The organism is Psychrobacter sp. H8-1 (assembly GCF_904846575.1).
GTDB lineage: Bacteria > Pseudomonadota > Gammaproteobacteria > Pseudomonadales > Moraxellaceae > Psychrobacter > Psychrobacter fulvigenes.
In genome coordinates, this window is the sequence record NZ_CAJHBG010000001.1 from 1,669,698 (window position 1) to 1,685,927 (window position 16,230).

The window sequence follows — 16,230 nt, forward strand, 5'->3', positions numbered from 1 at the left end:
TTTAGCGTTAAGCTATACCCACATTTTGGATGGCTGCCAAACTTATGAGTAACACCCCAATAAGAACATCAGATTATCAAGAAAGCATCGAATCTTATCGTCAGCTGATCGCCTCAACTGGCGAAGACTTGGCGCGTCCCGGTCTTGTAGATACGCCTATGCGGGCGGCAAAAGCATTTGCACATCTGACTCAAGGCTATCATCAAAACTTGGATGAAGTCGTCAATGAGGCGGTATTCCCATCGACTAACCGTGAATTGGTTTTGGTACAAAACATTGAATTTTATTCATTGTGTGAACACCACATGCTACCTTTTCATGGCGTTGCCCATATTGGCTATTTGCCCAATGGACAAGTATTGGGCTTATCGAAATTTGCCCGTATCGTCGATATGTTTGCCCGTCGTCTACAGATTCAAGAAAACCTGAGCGAACAAGTAGCACAGGCCATCATGGATGTGACAGACTGTCGCGGCGTCGCTGTCATCATGGATGCTGCCCATATGTGCATGATGATGCGCGGTGTCAACAAGCAACATTCAACCACCCGTAGTACGGCCATGCTAGGCGAGTTTGTTCATGACAATCAAGCGCGCAATGAGTTTTTAAATGCAGTCCCTAAGCGTCAACCAGCGTTTTAAGGATCTATTACCTGATAGTTAAGACAAACACATTAAGAAATATGAAAAAGGACGCCTAAGCGTCCTTTTTTGTTGATTATATGGTGAGAATTTATAACAAGTTTTTACTTAGGCTATATTATACTCGCCTGCAATAACTGCTGAGCATATGGATGTTCTGGGTTATTAAAAACCTTTTCAGTACGACCATACTCAATGCACGCGCCTTCTTTTAGCACCATAATATGCTGACATAACGCGCGGACTACTTTTAAATCATGACTGATAAATACATAACTAATTTGCATTTTTTCCTGAATTTCACGTAGCAAGCTGACCACTGTGACTTGTGTAGTGCTATCAAGTGCAGAAGTTGGCTCATCTAATATCAGTAGACTTGGCTGCATAATAAGTGCGCGTGCAAGCGCCACCCGCTGACGCTGCCCACCCGATAGCTCATGAGGATAACGCTGCGCAAACTCAGCAGGCAGGTGCACGGTCGCCAGACTATCCATTACTGCCTGCTGGCGTGCTGCCTTAGCAACACCTTGCACGAGCAATCCTTCCTCGACTATCTGCATGACCGTCATACGCGGGTTAATACTGGCGAAGGGATCTTGAAATACCATTTGAATCTGCGAGCGAAAGGTACGCAGCTCACGTTTTGATAATGCCGAGATATCTTGCCCATTAACCATTATCTGGCCACCGATACGCGCTTGATTGCTGAGCAATTGACTTAGCGCAAGGGCAATCGTGGTTTTTCCAGAGCCTGACTCACCAATGATACCCAGCGCCTGCCCTTTTTGCAGGGTCATATCGACATTTTTTACCGCATCGAACCAGCGTTTGGTACCGCCAAATAGACTTTTCTCTATAGGAAACTGCACTTGTAGGTTACTCACTTGCAATACGGTTGGTTGCTCACTGCTATTAGCGAATAAACTTAGCGCCAGCCCAAAGTCTTGCTTAATAAGCGAGCGAGTATAGTCGGCTTTAGGCTGACTAAACACATCTGCAGTTTTCCCCTGCTCAATAGTGTGCCCTTGACGCATAACGATGACTTCATCACTGTAGCGTCTAACCAAATTGAGATCATGGCTGATAAGTATCATCGCCATCTTGTGCTCACGCTTAAGGTCATTGAGCAGCGCAAGAATGTCATGCTGCAAGGTGACATCAAGCGCGGTGGTTGGCTCATCAGCGATTAAAATATCTGGCTGTTGTGCCAATGCCATGGCAATCATCACCCGCTGGCGTTGACCACCCGATAGCTCATGCGGATAGCGATTCAGCTTATCAGCAGGGTCGCTAATATTGACATCATCTAGCAAAGCGATACTTTTCTCTCGCCATTGCTTTTTGGCTACACCACTGAGACGTAGTGATTCAGCGATTTGCTTGGCAACCGTATGTAATGGATTGAGCGCCGTCATCGGCTCTTGAAATACCATACCGATGCGTTGACCACGGATAGAGCGTAGCCCAGCATCACGTGTTTTGTGATTGCTTATCGGCAATGTAGCCATTCCTGTCGCATCTGCTAACTGCACTTCACCAGTAACGGTCAAGCTATTTGGCAGCAAGCCCAACAGTGCAAGACTGGCAATCGATTTGCCAGAGCCCGACTCACCAACGATGGCTAGCGTTTGCCCTTGCCTAAGCTCATAAGATAGCTTGTCGACCAAAACCGCGCCTGTAGCCGTGACAATACTAAGCGTATCGACTGTCAACATTAGCTTGCTTTGTACCTTGCTGCGTGTGCTGCTATGACTGTCATCCAAAGACTTATTGTGCCCAATAGCCGTTTTTGTGGTAGTAGTGGTTATCGTGGTTGTCATATTAAGAGCGCCTCGGATCAAAGGCATCACGTAGCGCTTCGCCAACGAAGATAAGCAACGATAAAATAAAAGTTAAACTAAAAAATCCAGATAATGCCAACCAAGGCGCATCGAGGTTATTTTTTCCTTGTACCATTAGCTCACCCAGTGACGGTGACCCAGGCGGCAGCCCATAACCCAAGAAGTCTAGCGCTGTTAAAGCAATGATATTAGCGGTTAGGATAAATGGCAATTGGGACAAGCTTGAGGCTAACGCATTGGGCAAGATGTGCCTGAGCATGATTTGACTGTCCGAAACGCCAAGGTTACGAGCAGCACGGACATAATCAAAATTACGCGCCCGTAAAAACTCCGCCCGTACCAAACCGACCAGCCCCATCCAACCAAATAACAGCATCATCGCAAACAGCATAAAGATACTAGGGCTAAACAAGCTAACCAAAATAATAATCATAAACAGCTGCGGCATACCGCCCCACACTTCCATGAAACGCTGCCCTGCCAAATCTACCCAGCCACCATAATACCCTTGTATCGCACCGACGATGATGCCAATCAATGCGCCCGCCAGCGTCAGTGCCAGACCGAACAATAAAGATACGCGCATGCCATAAAGTATGCGCGCCAGCACATCACGACCCATATCATCAGTACCCAGCCAATTCTGGCTATTAGGTGCGGCCGGATAGAGAATACCCAACTCAACGTTTGGCGTCTGGTCGGCAAAGGGAATGAGCGGCATCACATAATAACCCTGATCATTAATCAGCGTTTGCACCGCAGGGTCTTTGTAATTGGTTTCGGTCTCAAATACCCCGCCAAAAGTCGTCTCAGGATAGGCTTTCAACACTGGAAAATAGTAATCGCCTTGATACTGCACCAGTAGCGGCTTGTCATTGGCAATCACATTGGCTGCCATACAAATAACAAATATCGCCAAAAAAACAAACAGCGATATCACCCCAAGACGATTATGGCGGAAGCGATTTAGGCGCGCTTGCCAAATAGGATTTAGGCGAGGTTTTTTTTCTAGTGGAATAGAAGATGCGGTTGAGGACGTTGAAGGTAATGGATGGCTTGACATTAGCGCCCCTCAAAATCAATACGAGGATCAATTAAGTGATAACTTAAATCACTGATTAACTGTAATAACAGTCCCACCAAGGTAAAGATAAATAGCGTACCAAATATCACTGGATAATCGCGCTGCTGAATGGCTTCGAAACCTAACAGCCCTAAGCCATCAAGCTTAAAGATAATCTCAATGAGGAAGTTACCAGCAAAGAAAATCCCAACGATGGCCGCTGGAATGCCAGCGATGATAATCAGCATCGCATTACGAAAGACATGACCATATAGAACCTGACGTTCACCTAAGCCTTTGGCTCGCGCAGTTAGCACGTATTGCTTACCCAGCTCTTCTAGAAAGCTAAACTTGGTCAAATAGGTTAAGCCTGCAAAACCACCAACGGTACTCGCCAGCAGCGGTAATGCCAGATGCCAAAAGTAATCCTTCACTTTACCAAGTACACTTAACTGATCAAAGTTTTCAGAAGTTAATCCTTGCAGTGGAAAAATGTTCCAGTAGCTACCGCCCGCAAAAAATACCAAGAGTATGACGGCAAATACAAAGACGGGTATCGCATGGCCAATGGCAAGTAACATAGCAGTGAATTTATCAATCCCTGAGCCATAATGCATGGCCTTATAGACCCCCAATGGAATGGCGATCATATAAATCAGCAGCGTACTCCAAAGCCCAAGCGATATCGATACGGGTAGTTTCTCTATAATCAGGTCGGTCACCGTCTGACCTTTAAAAAACGACTCACCAAAATCTAACTGGGCATAGTTCTTCAGCATTAGCCAAAAGCGCTCAGGGGCTGACTTGTCAAAGCCGTATTGGGCATTAATTGCCGCAACCATCTCTTCAGATAGACCGCGAGTACCTTGATAAGTGCTATCGTTGCCGCCTGCACTGCCCGCGCCGATATTACCACCGAGCACACTGTCTTTTGCACCTTGCTCAATAAGCGCCAGTTGCTGCTCAACAGGACCACCAGGCGCTGCTTGGACAATCACAAAGTTTGCCAGCAATATCAAAAATAGCGTCGGTAATATCAGTAGCAATCTTTTTAAGATATAACGACCCATAATGGCAGCTTCCTAGTATAAACAGGTATGACAACTGAGCGTTTAGAAGTTATTTTTAAGCTCACGTAAAGCGGCAAATACAGTCAAAGACTTCTCATCATCGATAGTCACTTTGGACTTCACACCTGCAGTCACGCTTGGCTCTTGCGTCCGTAAAAACACGTTTATCGCACGCTCATGTTCTAAGGTCACAGGTAATGTTGGAATACCTTGTGCGGTTTTCTCTTCAGCTTTCGCCAATGCTTGCTGCATCGCTTCATTAGCAGGCTCAATAGATAGGCCGAAGCGTAGATTGCTGGCAGTATATTCGTGAGCTGGGTAAAGTTGCGTCTCAGCTGGTAAGCCATTTAAACGCTTAAAGCTCTCATGCAACTGCTCAATTGTCCCAGTAAACACACGTCCACAGCCCGCACTAAACAAGGTATCCCCGCAAAAACAATGCTTACTACCATCGATATCTAGTATATAAGCCATGTGACTGGCGGTGTGACCTGACACATCCCAAACTTGCGCGGAGCAGCCCCAAGCACTTACCGTACTACCATCTTTAATAGTTTGATCTTCATCTACCGTATGCTCACTGTGTGCGACCAGATGCGTCATCGGATAAGATTCTTGTAGCTCTGCGACGCCGCCGATATGATCATGATGATGATGAGTGGTCCAAATCGAAGTCAGCTCCAACTCATTTTCTTCTAAATAAGCAATGACTGGCTCAGCTTGACCCGGATCAATGACAATCACTTGCTTGTTATTCTCATTAATTAATGTCCAAATGTAGTTATCATTGAACGCTTTAATCGGGTGAATACGAATACTCATATTAAGTCCTTACCAGTAGTTATCTTTATTGCTAATGTTTTTGATTTCAAAACTTTAATAAAGCCCTGAAATCAAAAACCACCATCCGTTACTGTCTTAAATATTTGTTGATGCGTGCTTCGGCTTCTTTATCAACCCACCAATAGTCGATACCGACGGCATTGGTTGGTAGTTTTTCAGTATGACGATACTGATCCCAATAGGCAACATTGGTGCCAGACTTGCCATACAAGGGTACGACATAATGACCAGCACGCAGCAGACGATCTAGCACCTGAGTATATAAAACAATCTCGTCTCGATTTTCAGCATTTGCAAGCGCAGCTGTTATTTCATCGACGGCTGTGTTTTTGATACCGGCTGTATTTCTATTACCGGGTTGATCAGCCGCCGCGCTACCCCAAAATGCCGCTTGCTCAGCACCAGGCGATAGACTCTGGGCAAATACATCAACCACCATATCATAATCAAAACGGCGCACACGCTCGTAATATTGCGGACCATCCACTTGGCGGAGAGTCGCATCGAACCCTAAGCGTTTTAAATTTCGAATATAAGGTAGTAATACACGCCCCATGGTTTCGCCCGTCATCAAAATCTCAATCTGAGCAAGCGCGCCATCAGGCTGATATAGCTGCATATCTTCATAGTAAAAGCCTGCATCTAGCAATAGCTGTCTGGCTTGTAATAATCCTTCGCGATTAAAACCACTACCATCACTGGTGGGCAGTTGCCATTCTGCTAACACCGCTTGACGTTGAACGGGTTCAAGCTTCGATAGCAATGGACTCAGCACCTGCATCTCAGCAGCAGATGGCGTACCCGTAGCGGCAAGCTCTGAACCATGAAAAAAGCTTTGCAGACGCTCATACTGCCCATGAAATAAGGTCTTGTTCATCCATTCAAAGTCATAAGCTGCGGTCAATGCTTGGCGGACGCGAATGTCTTGAAAAATTGGTCGACGCATATTCATGACGAGTGCTTGCATCGGTACGGGATTTTCGCTGCTGATGCTTTCTTTATTAATCATACCTGCTTTGACGGCTGGGAAATTGTAACCGGTTGCCCAATTAGAAGCTTTATTCTCCGGACGGAAACGATATTGCCCTGATTTAAAACCCTCAAAAGCAATCTCATCACTTTGATAATAGACAAACTTAATCATATCAAAGTTATAACGACCGCGATTGACCATCAAATCACGCCCCCAATAATTAGGATCACGTATATAACTGACCGAGCGTCCTGCATCAACGCGTCCGAGCTTATAAGGTCCACTACCCATCAATGGCGTTAAGCTAATTTTTTCAAAGTCAGCATCGATAGAAGTTTTGGCAAAAACAGGAAACTGCCCGACTGTTAATAGAATCTCTTTATTGTCATCAGAAGCAAAGACAAACTTCACTCGTTGCTTATCAATAATTTCAATGTCTTTGATATCGCCCAAATAGCTGCGAATATACATCGGCCCTTTATTCAGTATCGCATCATAAGTGGCTTTGACATCGTGACTGGTTACCGCTGAACCATCCCAAAAGCGGGCGGCAGGATTAATATGATAGATAATCCAACTGGTGTCATCAGGGTCATAAGTTACCTTGCTTGCCAGCTGCGGATACATGGTAAAGGCTTCGTTGAGTGAGCCAGTCATCAAGGTATCATATAAATAGTCCGTACCAACCATCGCCACGCCTGTGATCATCCATTTATTGGCCGCATTAAAGGTACCACGTGCATCAAGCGAGAGCGTGCCACCTGTCGGCGCATTTGGATTGGCGTAGGGCATAAAGGGCACGTCAATATACTCGGTGGTACTATTATGACCAAGCGCAGTAGTAGTGATTGGCACCGCGATACTGGCTGGAATCCAACTCACAACTGCCACTAACAGGACAGTTTTTAGCATGGTATTTTTTATCATAATAAAGTTATAACAAACCCCTCTGCTAAACCAAATGGATATATGGAGAATTTACCTAATGACTGAAAGTGTATTGCATCTTAAATGAGAACTAAACGAAAAAACGCCATATCATAAGCTCTCATAACTACTGCAAAATTTTATCATAACAAACTTCAGTTTTTTAACCTAATGGTTTGCAGCGTTAAGATTGCTACATGACAGATTATTTAGCTTAAAAAACGCTAATGCCCATAAAAAAAGACGCAGCTTATAAAAGCTGCGTCTTTTGTTTTAAAGCCTGTGCTGACTTAAGCGTGCTTTTTTTCAAACGCGATCATAAAGTCAACCAATTGCTGTACCCAATCTAGCGACACCGCATTATAGATACTGGCACGCATACCGCCCACATCACGATGACCTTTTAGATTCATCAAACCTGCAGCTTCTGACTCTTCTAAAAATACTTTATCAAGGCTGCTGTCAGCTAACGTAAACGGCACATTCATGATAGAGCGATATTTAGGATCAACTGGATTACTGTAGAAGCTGCTGTCATCGATTGTCTTATAGAGCAAATCTGCTTTTTGCTTGTTCACTTTATAAATAGCCTCAACGCCGCCCTGCTCTTCTAACCAATCAAACACCAACCCTGCCAAATACCAAGAATACGTCGCTGGCGTGTTTGACATCGACTCTTTTTCAGCCTGATGCGCGTAGTTCATTAGTAGCGGGCACCATTCACTTGCCTGCCCCAGTAAGTCTTCACGAATAATCACAATGATCAGCCCTGCTGGACCGATGTTTTTTTGTGCGCCAGCGTAAATCATGCCAAATTTGGAGACGTCAATTGGCTGTGACAAAATGCAAGAAGACATATCAGCGATAATCGGCGCATCAACTTGTGGCGGCTCAAATATTTGTAGACCATGAATAGTCTCATTGGCGCAGTAGTGGAAGTACGCAGCATCTTCGCTTAGGTTCCAATCGCTTTGAGCCGGCACGTCTGTAAAGTTACTGTCCTTACCCGTTGCCACCTCATTAACCTCACCAAGACCTAAGTTGGCATAGCGCTTGGCTTCTTTGACCGCTTTACCTGACCATGCACCGGTAGTCAGATAGTCACCGCGCCCACCATTTAATAAGTTCAATGGTATCGCTGAGAACTGTAAGCTGGCACCGCCTTGCAAAAATAGCACCTTATAGTTATCTGGAATATCCATTAACGAGCGCAATTTAGCTTCGGCTTTCAGTAATCGCGACATATTCTTTACTACGGTGACTGACTTCCATGACCGACATACCGCGCCCCTGCCAATCAAGCAGCTCACTTTGCGCACGCTCTAGCACTGCGGTCGGTATAGTGGCGGGTCCCGCTGAAAAATTAGGTACACGGTTAGGAGCGGCTTTACTGGTCATAATCAATATCCTAAATATGATGAAATCATCGTGGTTATATAAGTTTTAACAGCTAAGTTTAGAAGCCAAGTTTTCAAACTTCAGCTTTAAAACGCCTTAAGGTATAGTCGATCCACTATAAAATAAATACAGTGCTACTGGGATGCTTTCTTTTAAAATACAGTTATGCAGCATCGAACAGTGACGGAGTCGCACAGCAAGCAAAGAAAATTTATCCCAGTAGCACGCTGTAAAAGCTGTACTCTTTTTATTTAGGACTCACTATAATTTATATCTCTATTTTGTTAATCACAATTTTTAATTTCTTTTTAACATTTGCAGAAGTAAGTCTTTAACTTTAACTTTAACTCTGACTCGACAGCAGCTTCCACAATTGATGCTTGAGGTTACTATCAGCGAGCATCTCATCCAAGGTAGGTACTGCAGTAAGTTTAGGATGGTCAAGGTCATCAGGCAGCGCGGTTAATGACATAACTTTTATTTCTTCAGTGCGACCAATTTTAAACACATATCCAGCAAGGCTGGCATTGGCAAGCTCGGCAGTATCCATACCCTCACATATCGGAAAGGAAGTTGTCTCGCAGGTGATTGATAACGCTTGCGTGATATTTTGCCATAGCTTTTGGCTGTCATTATTAAGTGCTTGGATATCAACCAAAATTACCCAATCGCCATAGCGACCACCTTGTAAGTCAAACGGTGCTACTTTTTTAAAGCTATCGTCATTGCTAATATCGGCGGTATGCGTTTGATTGATAGACGTAATGGAAGTTGTCGTAACTGTTTCTATTAAAGGGGTGACCGCTTGCTCAACGTTTTGTGGTATTTGTTGTAAGCTATCTTGAGAGTCGCTATTGCTTGGAGAGTTCGATGCATGGTTTGTCGTACTGTCAAATCTATAGCTTACTGGGCTTTGCTCATTGGCATGCTCGTTAATATCTTGAACGTCATTATAACTCTGAATATCACCATAATCGCTAGCAGGCGTATTTTCTGTATCCAGTATAGAGTCTGCTGATTCATTGTCTAAAGAGTTATGATTTAAACGCGCCACGACTTCTGCTTCAACGCTTGGTTGTGCAATATTTTGGTTAGAGGCGCTTTGATTTGATAAGCCAAACTCGCTTTCAGTCGCCTCAATATCCGTAATATTTAACGTCGCTGAATTCGGCTGTACCCACTGCTCAATACCCACCATCGCTAGGATTTGGCGCTGCTGCATACGGCGCTGCAATACAATTAGCGGTTCTTGGATATCACTCATGTGTCTCTATTACCTTGCTCATTTTGTTTGAATCATTTAAAGATGTGCTGATCAGTTTGACAGCTTAACCAAAGTATTCATCATAGCTGCTGAATGACTTCTGAGGTGTCAACTAAGCTGCATTCAAAAAAGCTCGCGAACGCCTAGCCATCGCTCTGCGAGTACCATCAAGCAGTCGTATTCATCCTGACTGATTATCGTATCGTGTAACATGACGGTATGCAATGTACTTAGCCATTGTCGATACTCATTATAGTCTATTTGACTGCTTTCTTGTTGCCTCTCTGGATAATTCTCTTTGCCCTGAGTCTCTATTATAGAGTCCGTAGCAATAGATGCAGGATGGGCAGGCACAGCGTTAATTATAGCCAATAGCTGAACGCTATTTAGACTTTGAGCGGTTAACAATAACCACTGCAAATTGGCATCACTGACCGCGGTTAAATCAATATCAATCAAGCGCGCATGGCGGCGCAAATCGACGATATAGTGCGCAACGCTGTCGTTATTATAGCCAAGCCCTGACACATGTATTGAGCTATCTAACGTCGATATCACTTGACCTTTGACGTCTTTCGATAGCCGGTATGCAAGCAACGTTACTATAGCTCTCTTAGCCACATTAAGGCCATTAAATACCTGTCCTGAAGGATCAAGCTGAGCAAATATCTCACTCATACCCCTCTGTAATAGCGGTTGCCATTCAGCCTGTATGTCTCCATCATTATCGTTTAAAATTTCGGAAAATATTGGCAGTAATTGCTGTAAATGCAGCGCCTGCCATAACGATAGAATTGGTGAAGCTTGCTGCGCTGGAGTTGATATTGTCGCATTATTCAAAGGAGTCGGTACTGACTGAGCATCACCTGTTAAATTTTTTTCATCTGATAGGTTATCAGAAAAACTTTTGGTCAGATCAGCTGATAGCTGTTTCCCAAACAACTCAATTAAGCCTTGTTGATAGCGCGACAGCATCGTACGATATTTTTGCTGCTTTACATAGTGTTGATGGGCTTGGTTACTATGACTGGTTTCGCTTTTTAGACGTAATTGATCAATGGTGCTTTCTGATAAATTATGCTGGCGTAGTTTATTTACAGAAAATGCAATCAAAGCACTATCTAAACGTCTATCAAGATTTGCAATTATTTTTAATAATTTATGGTCTAGCGTATGCGCTAAAACTTGAGGGTTACTGAAAGTAACAGTCTTCATCTTAGTATTAGCATTGGTGTCAGCAGCAAATACTCTATCGTTTGGAAGCCCAAGCCAAATATCTTTTAAATCATACATGCCAGTCGTAGATATTGCCTGTCCTTGATGACAAAGCATGATGGCTTCTATTAGTGCTTGCACCCCTAATGGATGATGACTGTGATTGAGCACATATTGTGATAATGTCACTTTGTTTATATCGTCAACACTAATCAAAGCTGCTGATGGCAAATCGCTGTCAGGTTTTGCCATCCATGGTTTTAACAGCTGATAAGTACCAATATCTTCTGCTACCTGCAAACGCCCATCAACAACCACATCTTCCTCTACGACAAATTCAAGTCCTGCATCTATTTCTAATTCATTGCTAGATTCATCAGTAGAAAAAGCTGAAACTTCATTGTCAGTCATATCATTAGGATTTTCGATGAAATTATTATCAACAGCATGATTAACAGATGTTGAGTGAGCTTTAGATATATGAGATTGGGGTGTGATTGCTTCTTTATTTCTGCTTAGGCTATTTGCTTTTATTGCTCTCCAATCACCAAGACGACGCTGTTCATATATCTCTTTTATTTTTTGCTGATTTATGCGCTTCTCTCTTGCGACCTGAACGGCAAAGTCATGATAAGCATTGGCATTGATGGCACTCATGCGCTCGCTTAAGCTAGGATGCGTAGCAAACCACGAAACATCACCCAGATCCGCCCCACTGCTGGCAAAAAAGAAGTGACTCAGCCCGTTAATATCAGCGATATTTGATAAGCGTGAACCAAGCGAGTCTTGATGAATGGCTTTTAAGGTTTCCATGATCGCAGGCGAGCGTGTCAGCTGCACGCTAGTCGCATCAGCGAGCAATTCACGCTGACGGTTAAAGCTATGCTTAATGAGCTGAGCACTTGCCATACTCGAAAAGCTCAACCCATGTAACAGCAATGTCCAAACACTGCGCGGTGCTTGCCGATCAATTACAGGTCTATTCTCTAGCCATCTCGACTGAATTTTTGCTGATGACTGCTGTCTCTGTGACTGGCTGTGCCAATATGCTACCCATTCGCTATGGCTCGTAAAGCTTGCTGTCTGCGCCTCAGTGCTGCGTGCACGACTATCGATTGCGCTTTGTGGCAAAGGCGTGTCTCGATTGACAGCACTATTGAAAGAGCTATCAATCGAGCCATCGAAATAACTGCCTTGCCGACTATAACCAGAGGCTTTATTACTGATAGGATCACTCCAGTCATAGACTATCTGCAAGCCTGCCAATACCACCATTAGCTGCAAATTGAATGTCGCATCGCCATGCAGGATATGACCATATTCATGACCTATAAGCCCATATAACCCCTCATCAGACAGCTTATCAAGCGCGCCTTGGGTAACGACTAACACCATATCCTGACTATGGCGACCCGCGACGAAGCCATTGATGCCTTGCTCATCAGGCAGCACATAGAGAATCGGCATACGCAAACCTGAAGCAATAGCCAACTGCTGGGCAATCTCATAGTAACGCCGATAAACAGGCGGAAAATCTCGCTCATTACGTACCGCTATATGACGGTCACTAAAGCGAACCTTGGCAACAGACTCATGCTGATGGGCGACGCCGCTGCTGTGTTCCCAAGCGTCCTGACTGTTATCGATAAACAAACGCACCGCACCCACGCGCTGGGCAATAGCACGACCACCGGCCTTTAAACGGCGATACTCTAAAAAGCTACCACCAATAAAGCTAGCCAACGTCCAAACAATGACCAGTACCAGTGCCCAATAATACACACCACCAGTAAATAGGGTAAGCAGCAGCGCCATTACCCCAAGCGCCACTGCTATATGTGCAAATACGATGAGAAAAAAAAGCCCATAGAGCAACAGGCTGCGCTGAGTACGTGTCCGCTGTTCACCAAAAAAATCCATCTATATGCCTGACTTAAAGATAGCTAAACGCATCTGAATATAATGAAATATCAGCCCATATTGACGGTAGGCGCTTGAGCAATTGCTTCTCTATCCTCAAACACTAACGGGCTAAGTGGGCGAAAGCCAAAGGTGCTGCTGACAAGATTATTTGGAAACACTTCGCGGTCATTGTTATAAAACATCACGCTATCGTTATAATGCTGACGGGCAAAGCCTATACGGTTTTCCGTATTGGTCAGCTCATCCATCAACTCTTTAATCATACTGTCCGCTTTTAACTCAGGATATGCTTCCACGACCGCTGAGAATTGCCCCAAGGCTTTGGACAGCATACCCTCTGCTTTGGCAAATAATGCCATATGCTCAAGCGAGTCTGGTTGATGCTTACTAGAATCCTGCAAGCTTTGGGCATGATTCCGCGCACTAATCACGCAGGTCAGTGTTTCTTCTTCATGGGTTAAATAACGCTTGGCAGTCTCTACCAAGTTTGGAATCAAATCATGACGGCGCTTTAGCTGCACATCTATCTGTGCAAAGCCATTCTTCGCTTGGTTACGCGCCCGCACCAACTTGTTAAATATCGACACGCCAAAAACAACAATTAGCACCACAATAATGATAAACAGCCAAACAAACATTTTCATAAATGACCCTCAAAGCTTTCAGTATTCATACCAATAGTGATAAATTTAATCATCTTATTTTAACCCATCTGAACCACTGAAACCTCAGAATCAGACGAAATGCAGGCACAAAAAAAGCCCATTATAATAAAGGGCTTACTATCTCAATCTAGCATTCTTAATATTTTTTTAGGGCCTTACTCAAATTTTGGGCAAAAAAAAGCGACTCCACCAGCACATCCTCGGCACACATTATAACTATTACCGTTGCTACCTTCCGGTCCTGGCGGGATTCATAGAACAATGTTGCGAGGCTACCAATGGAGCCACCAGTTGCATATTATACAAGGATTTTTTAGTATTGCAACCCCTAGCTCAAAACTCTTTGATTTATGGGACAAAGAACCCTGTAACTTAAGTGACAAAATTCTCACAGCAGCACTTTTAAATTTTGCTATTTTAGTTAGGGCGTGTTGAATAAGAAATGAATATAGTAGATTCAATTTAAAAATGTTATAGCACTACTGGTATAAATTTTCCTTGCGTGCTGTATCTGTTCGATCCTGCGCAAAATTCATCCCAGTAGCGCTTTAGAACTTATGACAGTTTTGTTTTCAACTGACTATATAAATAAATGAATGTAAATATAGTCACGTCAGTATAAAAATGAGCTCATCACTATACGACTCATATAAATATTAATACCATCACTCACTTAGGAGATAATAATGAAAACCACTCTACTTAATAAAGCAGCACTAGCCACTGGTACCGCTGCATTGCTGACAGTAATGATGGGTAGCGCCCATGCAGAGCCAACGGGCTACAATCAGCTTACTTTTCAAACCGAAGTCAAAGAAGAGATTCAAAATGATGAAGTTCGCGCAAGTATGTACAAAAAAGCGCAAGCAACCACGTCCAAGGCACTGGCCACAACGCTCAATACTTCAATCAATAACGCCATGAAAATTGCCAAACGCTACCCTAGTGTGACTGTCAGTACGGGTCAGCAGCGCACCTACCCTCGCTATGATAAGAACGACAAAATCATCGGCTGGACAGGACAGGCAACTATAGATTTAAAGAGCACAGACTTTGCAGCGACCAGCCAGCTCATTGCCGACTTGCAAGAAACCTTAGTCATGGAAAACCTAAACTTTGGGGTCTCAGATACCAAAAAAGATGCAATAGAACAAAAGCTCATGACCGAAGCTTCTCGCGCCTTTCAAAGTCAAGCCAAAAACCTAACCCGCGCATGGGATGCGAGCGGTTATCGTGTGGTGAATGTCAAACTAAATACGGGTAGCAACTACCCACGTCCCATGTATAGCAGCATGAATATGAGAGCAGAAGCAGCGGATGCCTCAGTACCTAGCCAAAGCTTTGAGTCTGGTAATAGCACCATTTCAGTCACTGCCAACGGTACGATTGAGCTGACCAAATAAGTGCGCTAAGTTCATTCAGTGTAAATTAAACACTGAGCTATAATAATTCTTGAGCCATTGAACAAAAGCTAGGGGCAGTTACTTATCACAGTAACTGCCCCTTTTTCAAACTCCTAAAGACCAAATAATTTAGGCGTCATACTATATTTAGCTATTGCCCAAATTAAGCTATCTCCCAACTTTTTTAGCAAAAGCATCATTAGTCACAGGCTGGCTGTTTTGTATGTTTTGCTGATTATTCTCTTTTTGACGCAACCTCAACAACACTTTTTGATGCCAAGGTAGACGCTCATAAGCCAAAAGCTGTTGGGCAATTTTCTTATTATTTTGCAGTGTTTGCGTATTTTGAATAACATAAACCGTCTGCTCAGCTTGCGCCAGTGTCCGTCCAGCATCATCTTTGACGATAGCTTGTATATTATGCGCACCTGGCATGATATCCACCGTCGCAATAGAAGCGCTCAAGCCTTGCGCTACTTCATCACCGTCTAGATAAATAACCACCCTATCGCCACCTTGTAGCGCAGGCTTTAATTGCAGATTCACCTCAATGCTTTGTGCTGGACGGCGATAAGCGCGCTCCTCATTAGGTTCAGTCATTGTTAGCTGATAGTTCACTGGTGCTTTTGTGGATGCATTGGCGGCTAATTGCGTTGTTACCGCCGCCGAGCTTGTGGTTGGTGTTGCAGCAGGTGCATTGTTAGAGCTGCTATTAATGTTAGCATTACTAATTACATCCGTTTGACTGATCTGTTTACCCGCTTCCTGCTCATAGTTTTGCGGACGATCAGTAAAGGTGACATGGCCTGTTTTTTCATCGATTACTTTGTAAATGGGCGCAGCATTGACCATAGGCGCACAAAGGCTTGCTGCACCCATGACCAAACCTAGCAATAGCCCAGTGAGTTTATGATTGTTGAATTGCAGTATGGGCTGGGTTTTTATTGTTGCTTGGAAAGTTGGGTGCATAGTCAGTCAACCTAATCAGTGCTTATTATTAATAA

General features: G+C 44.0%; 11 protein-coding genes, 1 other RNA gene and 1 pseudogene. 2 read left to right on the plus strand and 11 right to left on the minus strand.

What is annotated here, in order from left to right; translation table 11 throughout:
• The first annotated feature begins 44 nt into the window (after nt 1–44).
• Nucleotides 45–641 carry a GTP cyclohydrolase I FolE gene (gene folE / locus JMY01_RS06760; protein WP_227677736.1) on the plus strand — a complete coding sequence of 199 codons (597 nt, stop codon included), beginning with the start codon at nt 45–47 and terminating at the stop codon, nt 639–641.
• A 113-nt stretch (nt 642–754) separates the two neighbouring features.
• On the opposite strand, the gene JMY01_RS06765 is transcribed toward folE, so the two are convergent.
• The 10 genes and pseudogenes from JMY01_RS06765 to ffs form a co-directional block, all read right to left on the minus strand.
• Entirely contained in the window at nt 755–2,356 is a 1,602-nt protein-coding gene (locus JMY01_RS06765) for an ABC transporter ATP-binding protein (protein ID WP_227677997.1), read from the minus strand.
• Nucleotides 2,357–2,462: 106 nt separating this feature from the next.
• A complete protein-coding gene (locus JMY01_RS06770; protein WP_227677738.1) occupies nt 2,463–3,545 on the minus strand; it encodes an ABC transporter permease in 1,083 nt (360 codons plus the stop codon).
• A complete protein-coding gene (gene yejB / locus JMY01_RS06775) occupies nt 3,545–4,615 on the minus strand; it encodes a microcin C ABC transporter permease YejB (protein WP_201574852.1) in 1,071 nt (356 codons plus the stop codon). The genes JMY01_RS06770 and yejB overlap by 1 nt, the downstream gene beginning before the upstream one ends.
• 42 nt (nt 4,616–4,657) lie before the next feature.
• A complete protein-coding gene (gene gloB, locus JMY01_RS06780; RefSeq protein ID WP_201574853.1) occupies nt 4,658–5,437 on the minus strand; it encodes a hydroxyacylglutathione hydrolase in 780 nt (259 codons plus the stop codon).
• Nucleotides 5,438–5,525: 88 nt separating this feature from the next.
• Nucleotides 5,526–7,358, minus strand: coding sequence for an extracellular solute-binding protein (locus JMY01_RS06785; protein ID WP_201574854.1), 1,833 nt, complete (start codon nt 7,356–7,358; stop codon nt 5,526–5,528).
• A 290-nt stretch (nt 7,359–7,648) separates the two neighbouring features.
• Nucleotides 7,649–8,756: pseudogene (serC, locus tag JMY01_RS06790) on the minus strand (3-phosphoserine/phosphohydroxythreonine transaminase).
• Between the two features lie 343 nt (nt 8,757–9,099).
• Nucleotides 9,100–10,020, minus strand: a complete 921-nt coding sequence (locus JMY01_RS06795) for a hypothetical protein (protein ID WP_201574855.1) — start codon at nt 10,018–10,020, stop codon at nt 9,100–9,102.
• Nucleotides 10,021–10,143: 123 nt separating this feature from the next.
• A complete protein-coding gene (locus JMY01_RS06800) occupies nt 10,144–13,155 on the minus strand; it encodes a M48 family metalloprotease (protein WP_201574856.1) in 3,012 nt (1,003 codons plus the stop codon).
• 50 nt (nt 13,156–13,205) lie between these two features.
• Nucleotides 13,206–13,802 carry a LemA family protein gene (locus JMY01_RS06805; RefSeq protein WP_201574857.1) on the minus strand — a complete coding sequence of 199 codons (597 nt, stop codon included), beginning with the start codon at nt 13,800–13,802 and terminating at the stop codon, nt 13,206–13,208.
• A 205-nt stretch (nt 13,803–14,007) separates the two neighbouring features.
• An RNA gene (gene ffs, locus JMY01_RS06810) (signal recognition particle sRNA small type) lies at nt 14,008–14,104 on the minus strand.
• A gap of 405 nt (nt 14,105–14,509) precedes the next feature.
• On the opposite strand from ffs, the gene JMY01_RS06815 reads away from it, so the two are divergent.
• Nucleotides 14,510–15,226 (plus strand): SIMPL domain-containing protein, encoded by a 717-nt coding sequence (locus tag JMY01_RS06815; protein ID WP_201574858.1) that lies wholly within the window; start codon nt 14,510–14,512, stop codon nt 15,224–15,226.
• Between the two features lie 168 nt (nt 15,227–15,394).
• Here the strand turns inward: JMY01_RS06815 and JMY01_RS06820 are convergent, their stop codons facing one another.
• Nucleotides 15,395–16,195 (minus strand): DUF4124 domain-containing protein, encoded by an 801-nt coding sequence (locus tag JMY01_RS06820; protein ID WP_201574859.1) that lies wholly within the window; start codon nt 16,193–16,195, stop codon nt 15,395–15,397.
• Nucleotides 16,196–16,230 lie beyond the last annotated feature (35 nt).

Excerpts from the sequence above, each read along its gene's own strand:
- JMY01_RS06815 (WP_201574858.1), top strand. The coding sequence starts at position 14,510 with ATGAAAACCACTCTACTTAATAAAGCAGCACTAGCCACTGGTACCGCT.
- JMY01_RS06805 (WP_201574857.1), bottom strand. The coding sequence starts at position 13,802 with ATGAAAATGTTTGTTTGGCTGTTTATCATTATTGTGGTGCTAATTGTT.
- folE (WP_227677736.1), top strand. The coding sequence starts at position 45 with ATGAGTAACACCCCAATAAGAACATCAGATTATCAAGAAAGCATCGAA.
- JMY01_RS06800 (WP_201574856.1), bottom strand. The coding sequence starts at position 13,155 with ATGGATTTTTTTGGTGAACAGCGGACACGTACTCAGCGCAGCCTGTTG.
- JMY01_RS06765 (WP_227677997.1), bottom strand. The coding sequence starts at position 2,356 with ATGTTGACAGTCGATACGCTTAGTATTGTCACGGCTACAGGCGCGGTT.
- gloB (WP_201574853.1), bottom strand. The coding sequence starts at position 5,437 with ATGAGTATTCGTATTCACCCGATTAAAGCGTTCAATGATAACTACATT.
- JMY01_RS06770 (WP_227677738.1), bottom strand. The coding sequence starts at position 3,545 with ATGTCAAGCCATCCATTACCTTCAACGTCCTCAACCGCATCTTCTATT.
- JMY01_RS06795 (WP_201574855.1), bottom strand. The coding sequence starts at position 10,020 with ATGAGTGATATCCAAGAACCGCTAATTGTATTGCAGCGCCGTATGCAG.
- JMY01_RS06820 (WP_201574859.1), bottom strand. The coding sequence starts at position 16,195 with ATGCACCCAACTTTCCAAGCAACAATAAAAACCCAGCCCATACTGCAA.
- yejB (WP_201574852.1), bottom strand. The coding sequence starts at position 4,615 with ATGGGTCGTTATATCTTAAAAAGATTGCTACTGATATTACCGACGCTA.
- JMY01_RS06785 (WP_201574854.1), bottom strand. The coding sequence starts at position 7,358 with ATGATAAAAAATACCATGCTAAAAACTGTCCTGTTAGTGGCAGTTGTG.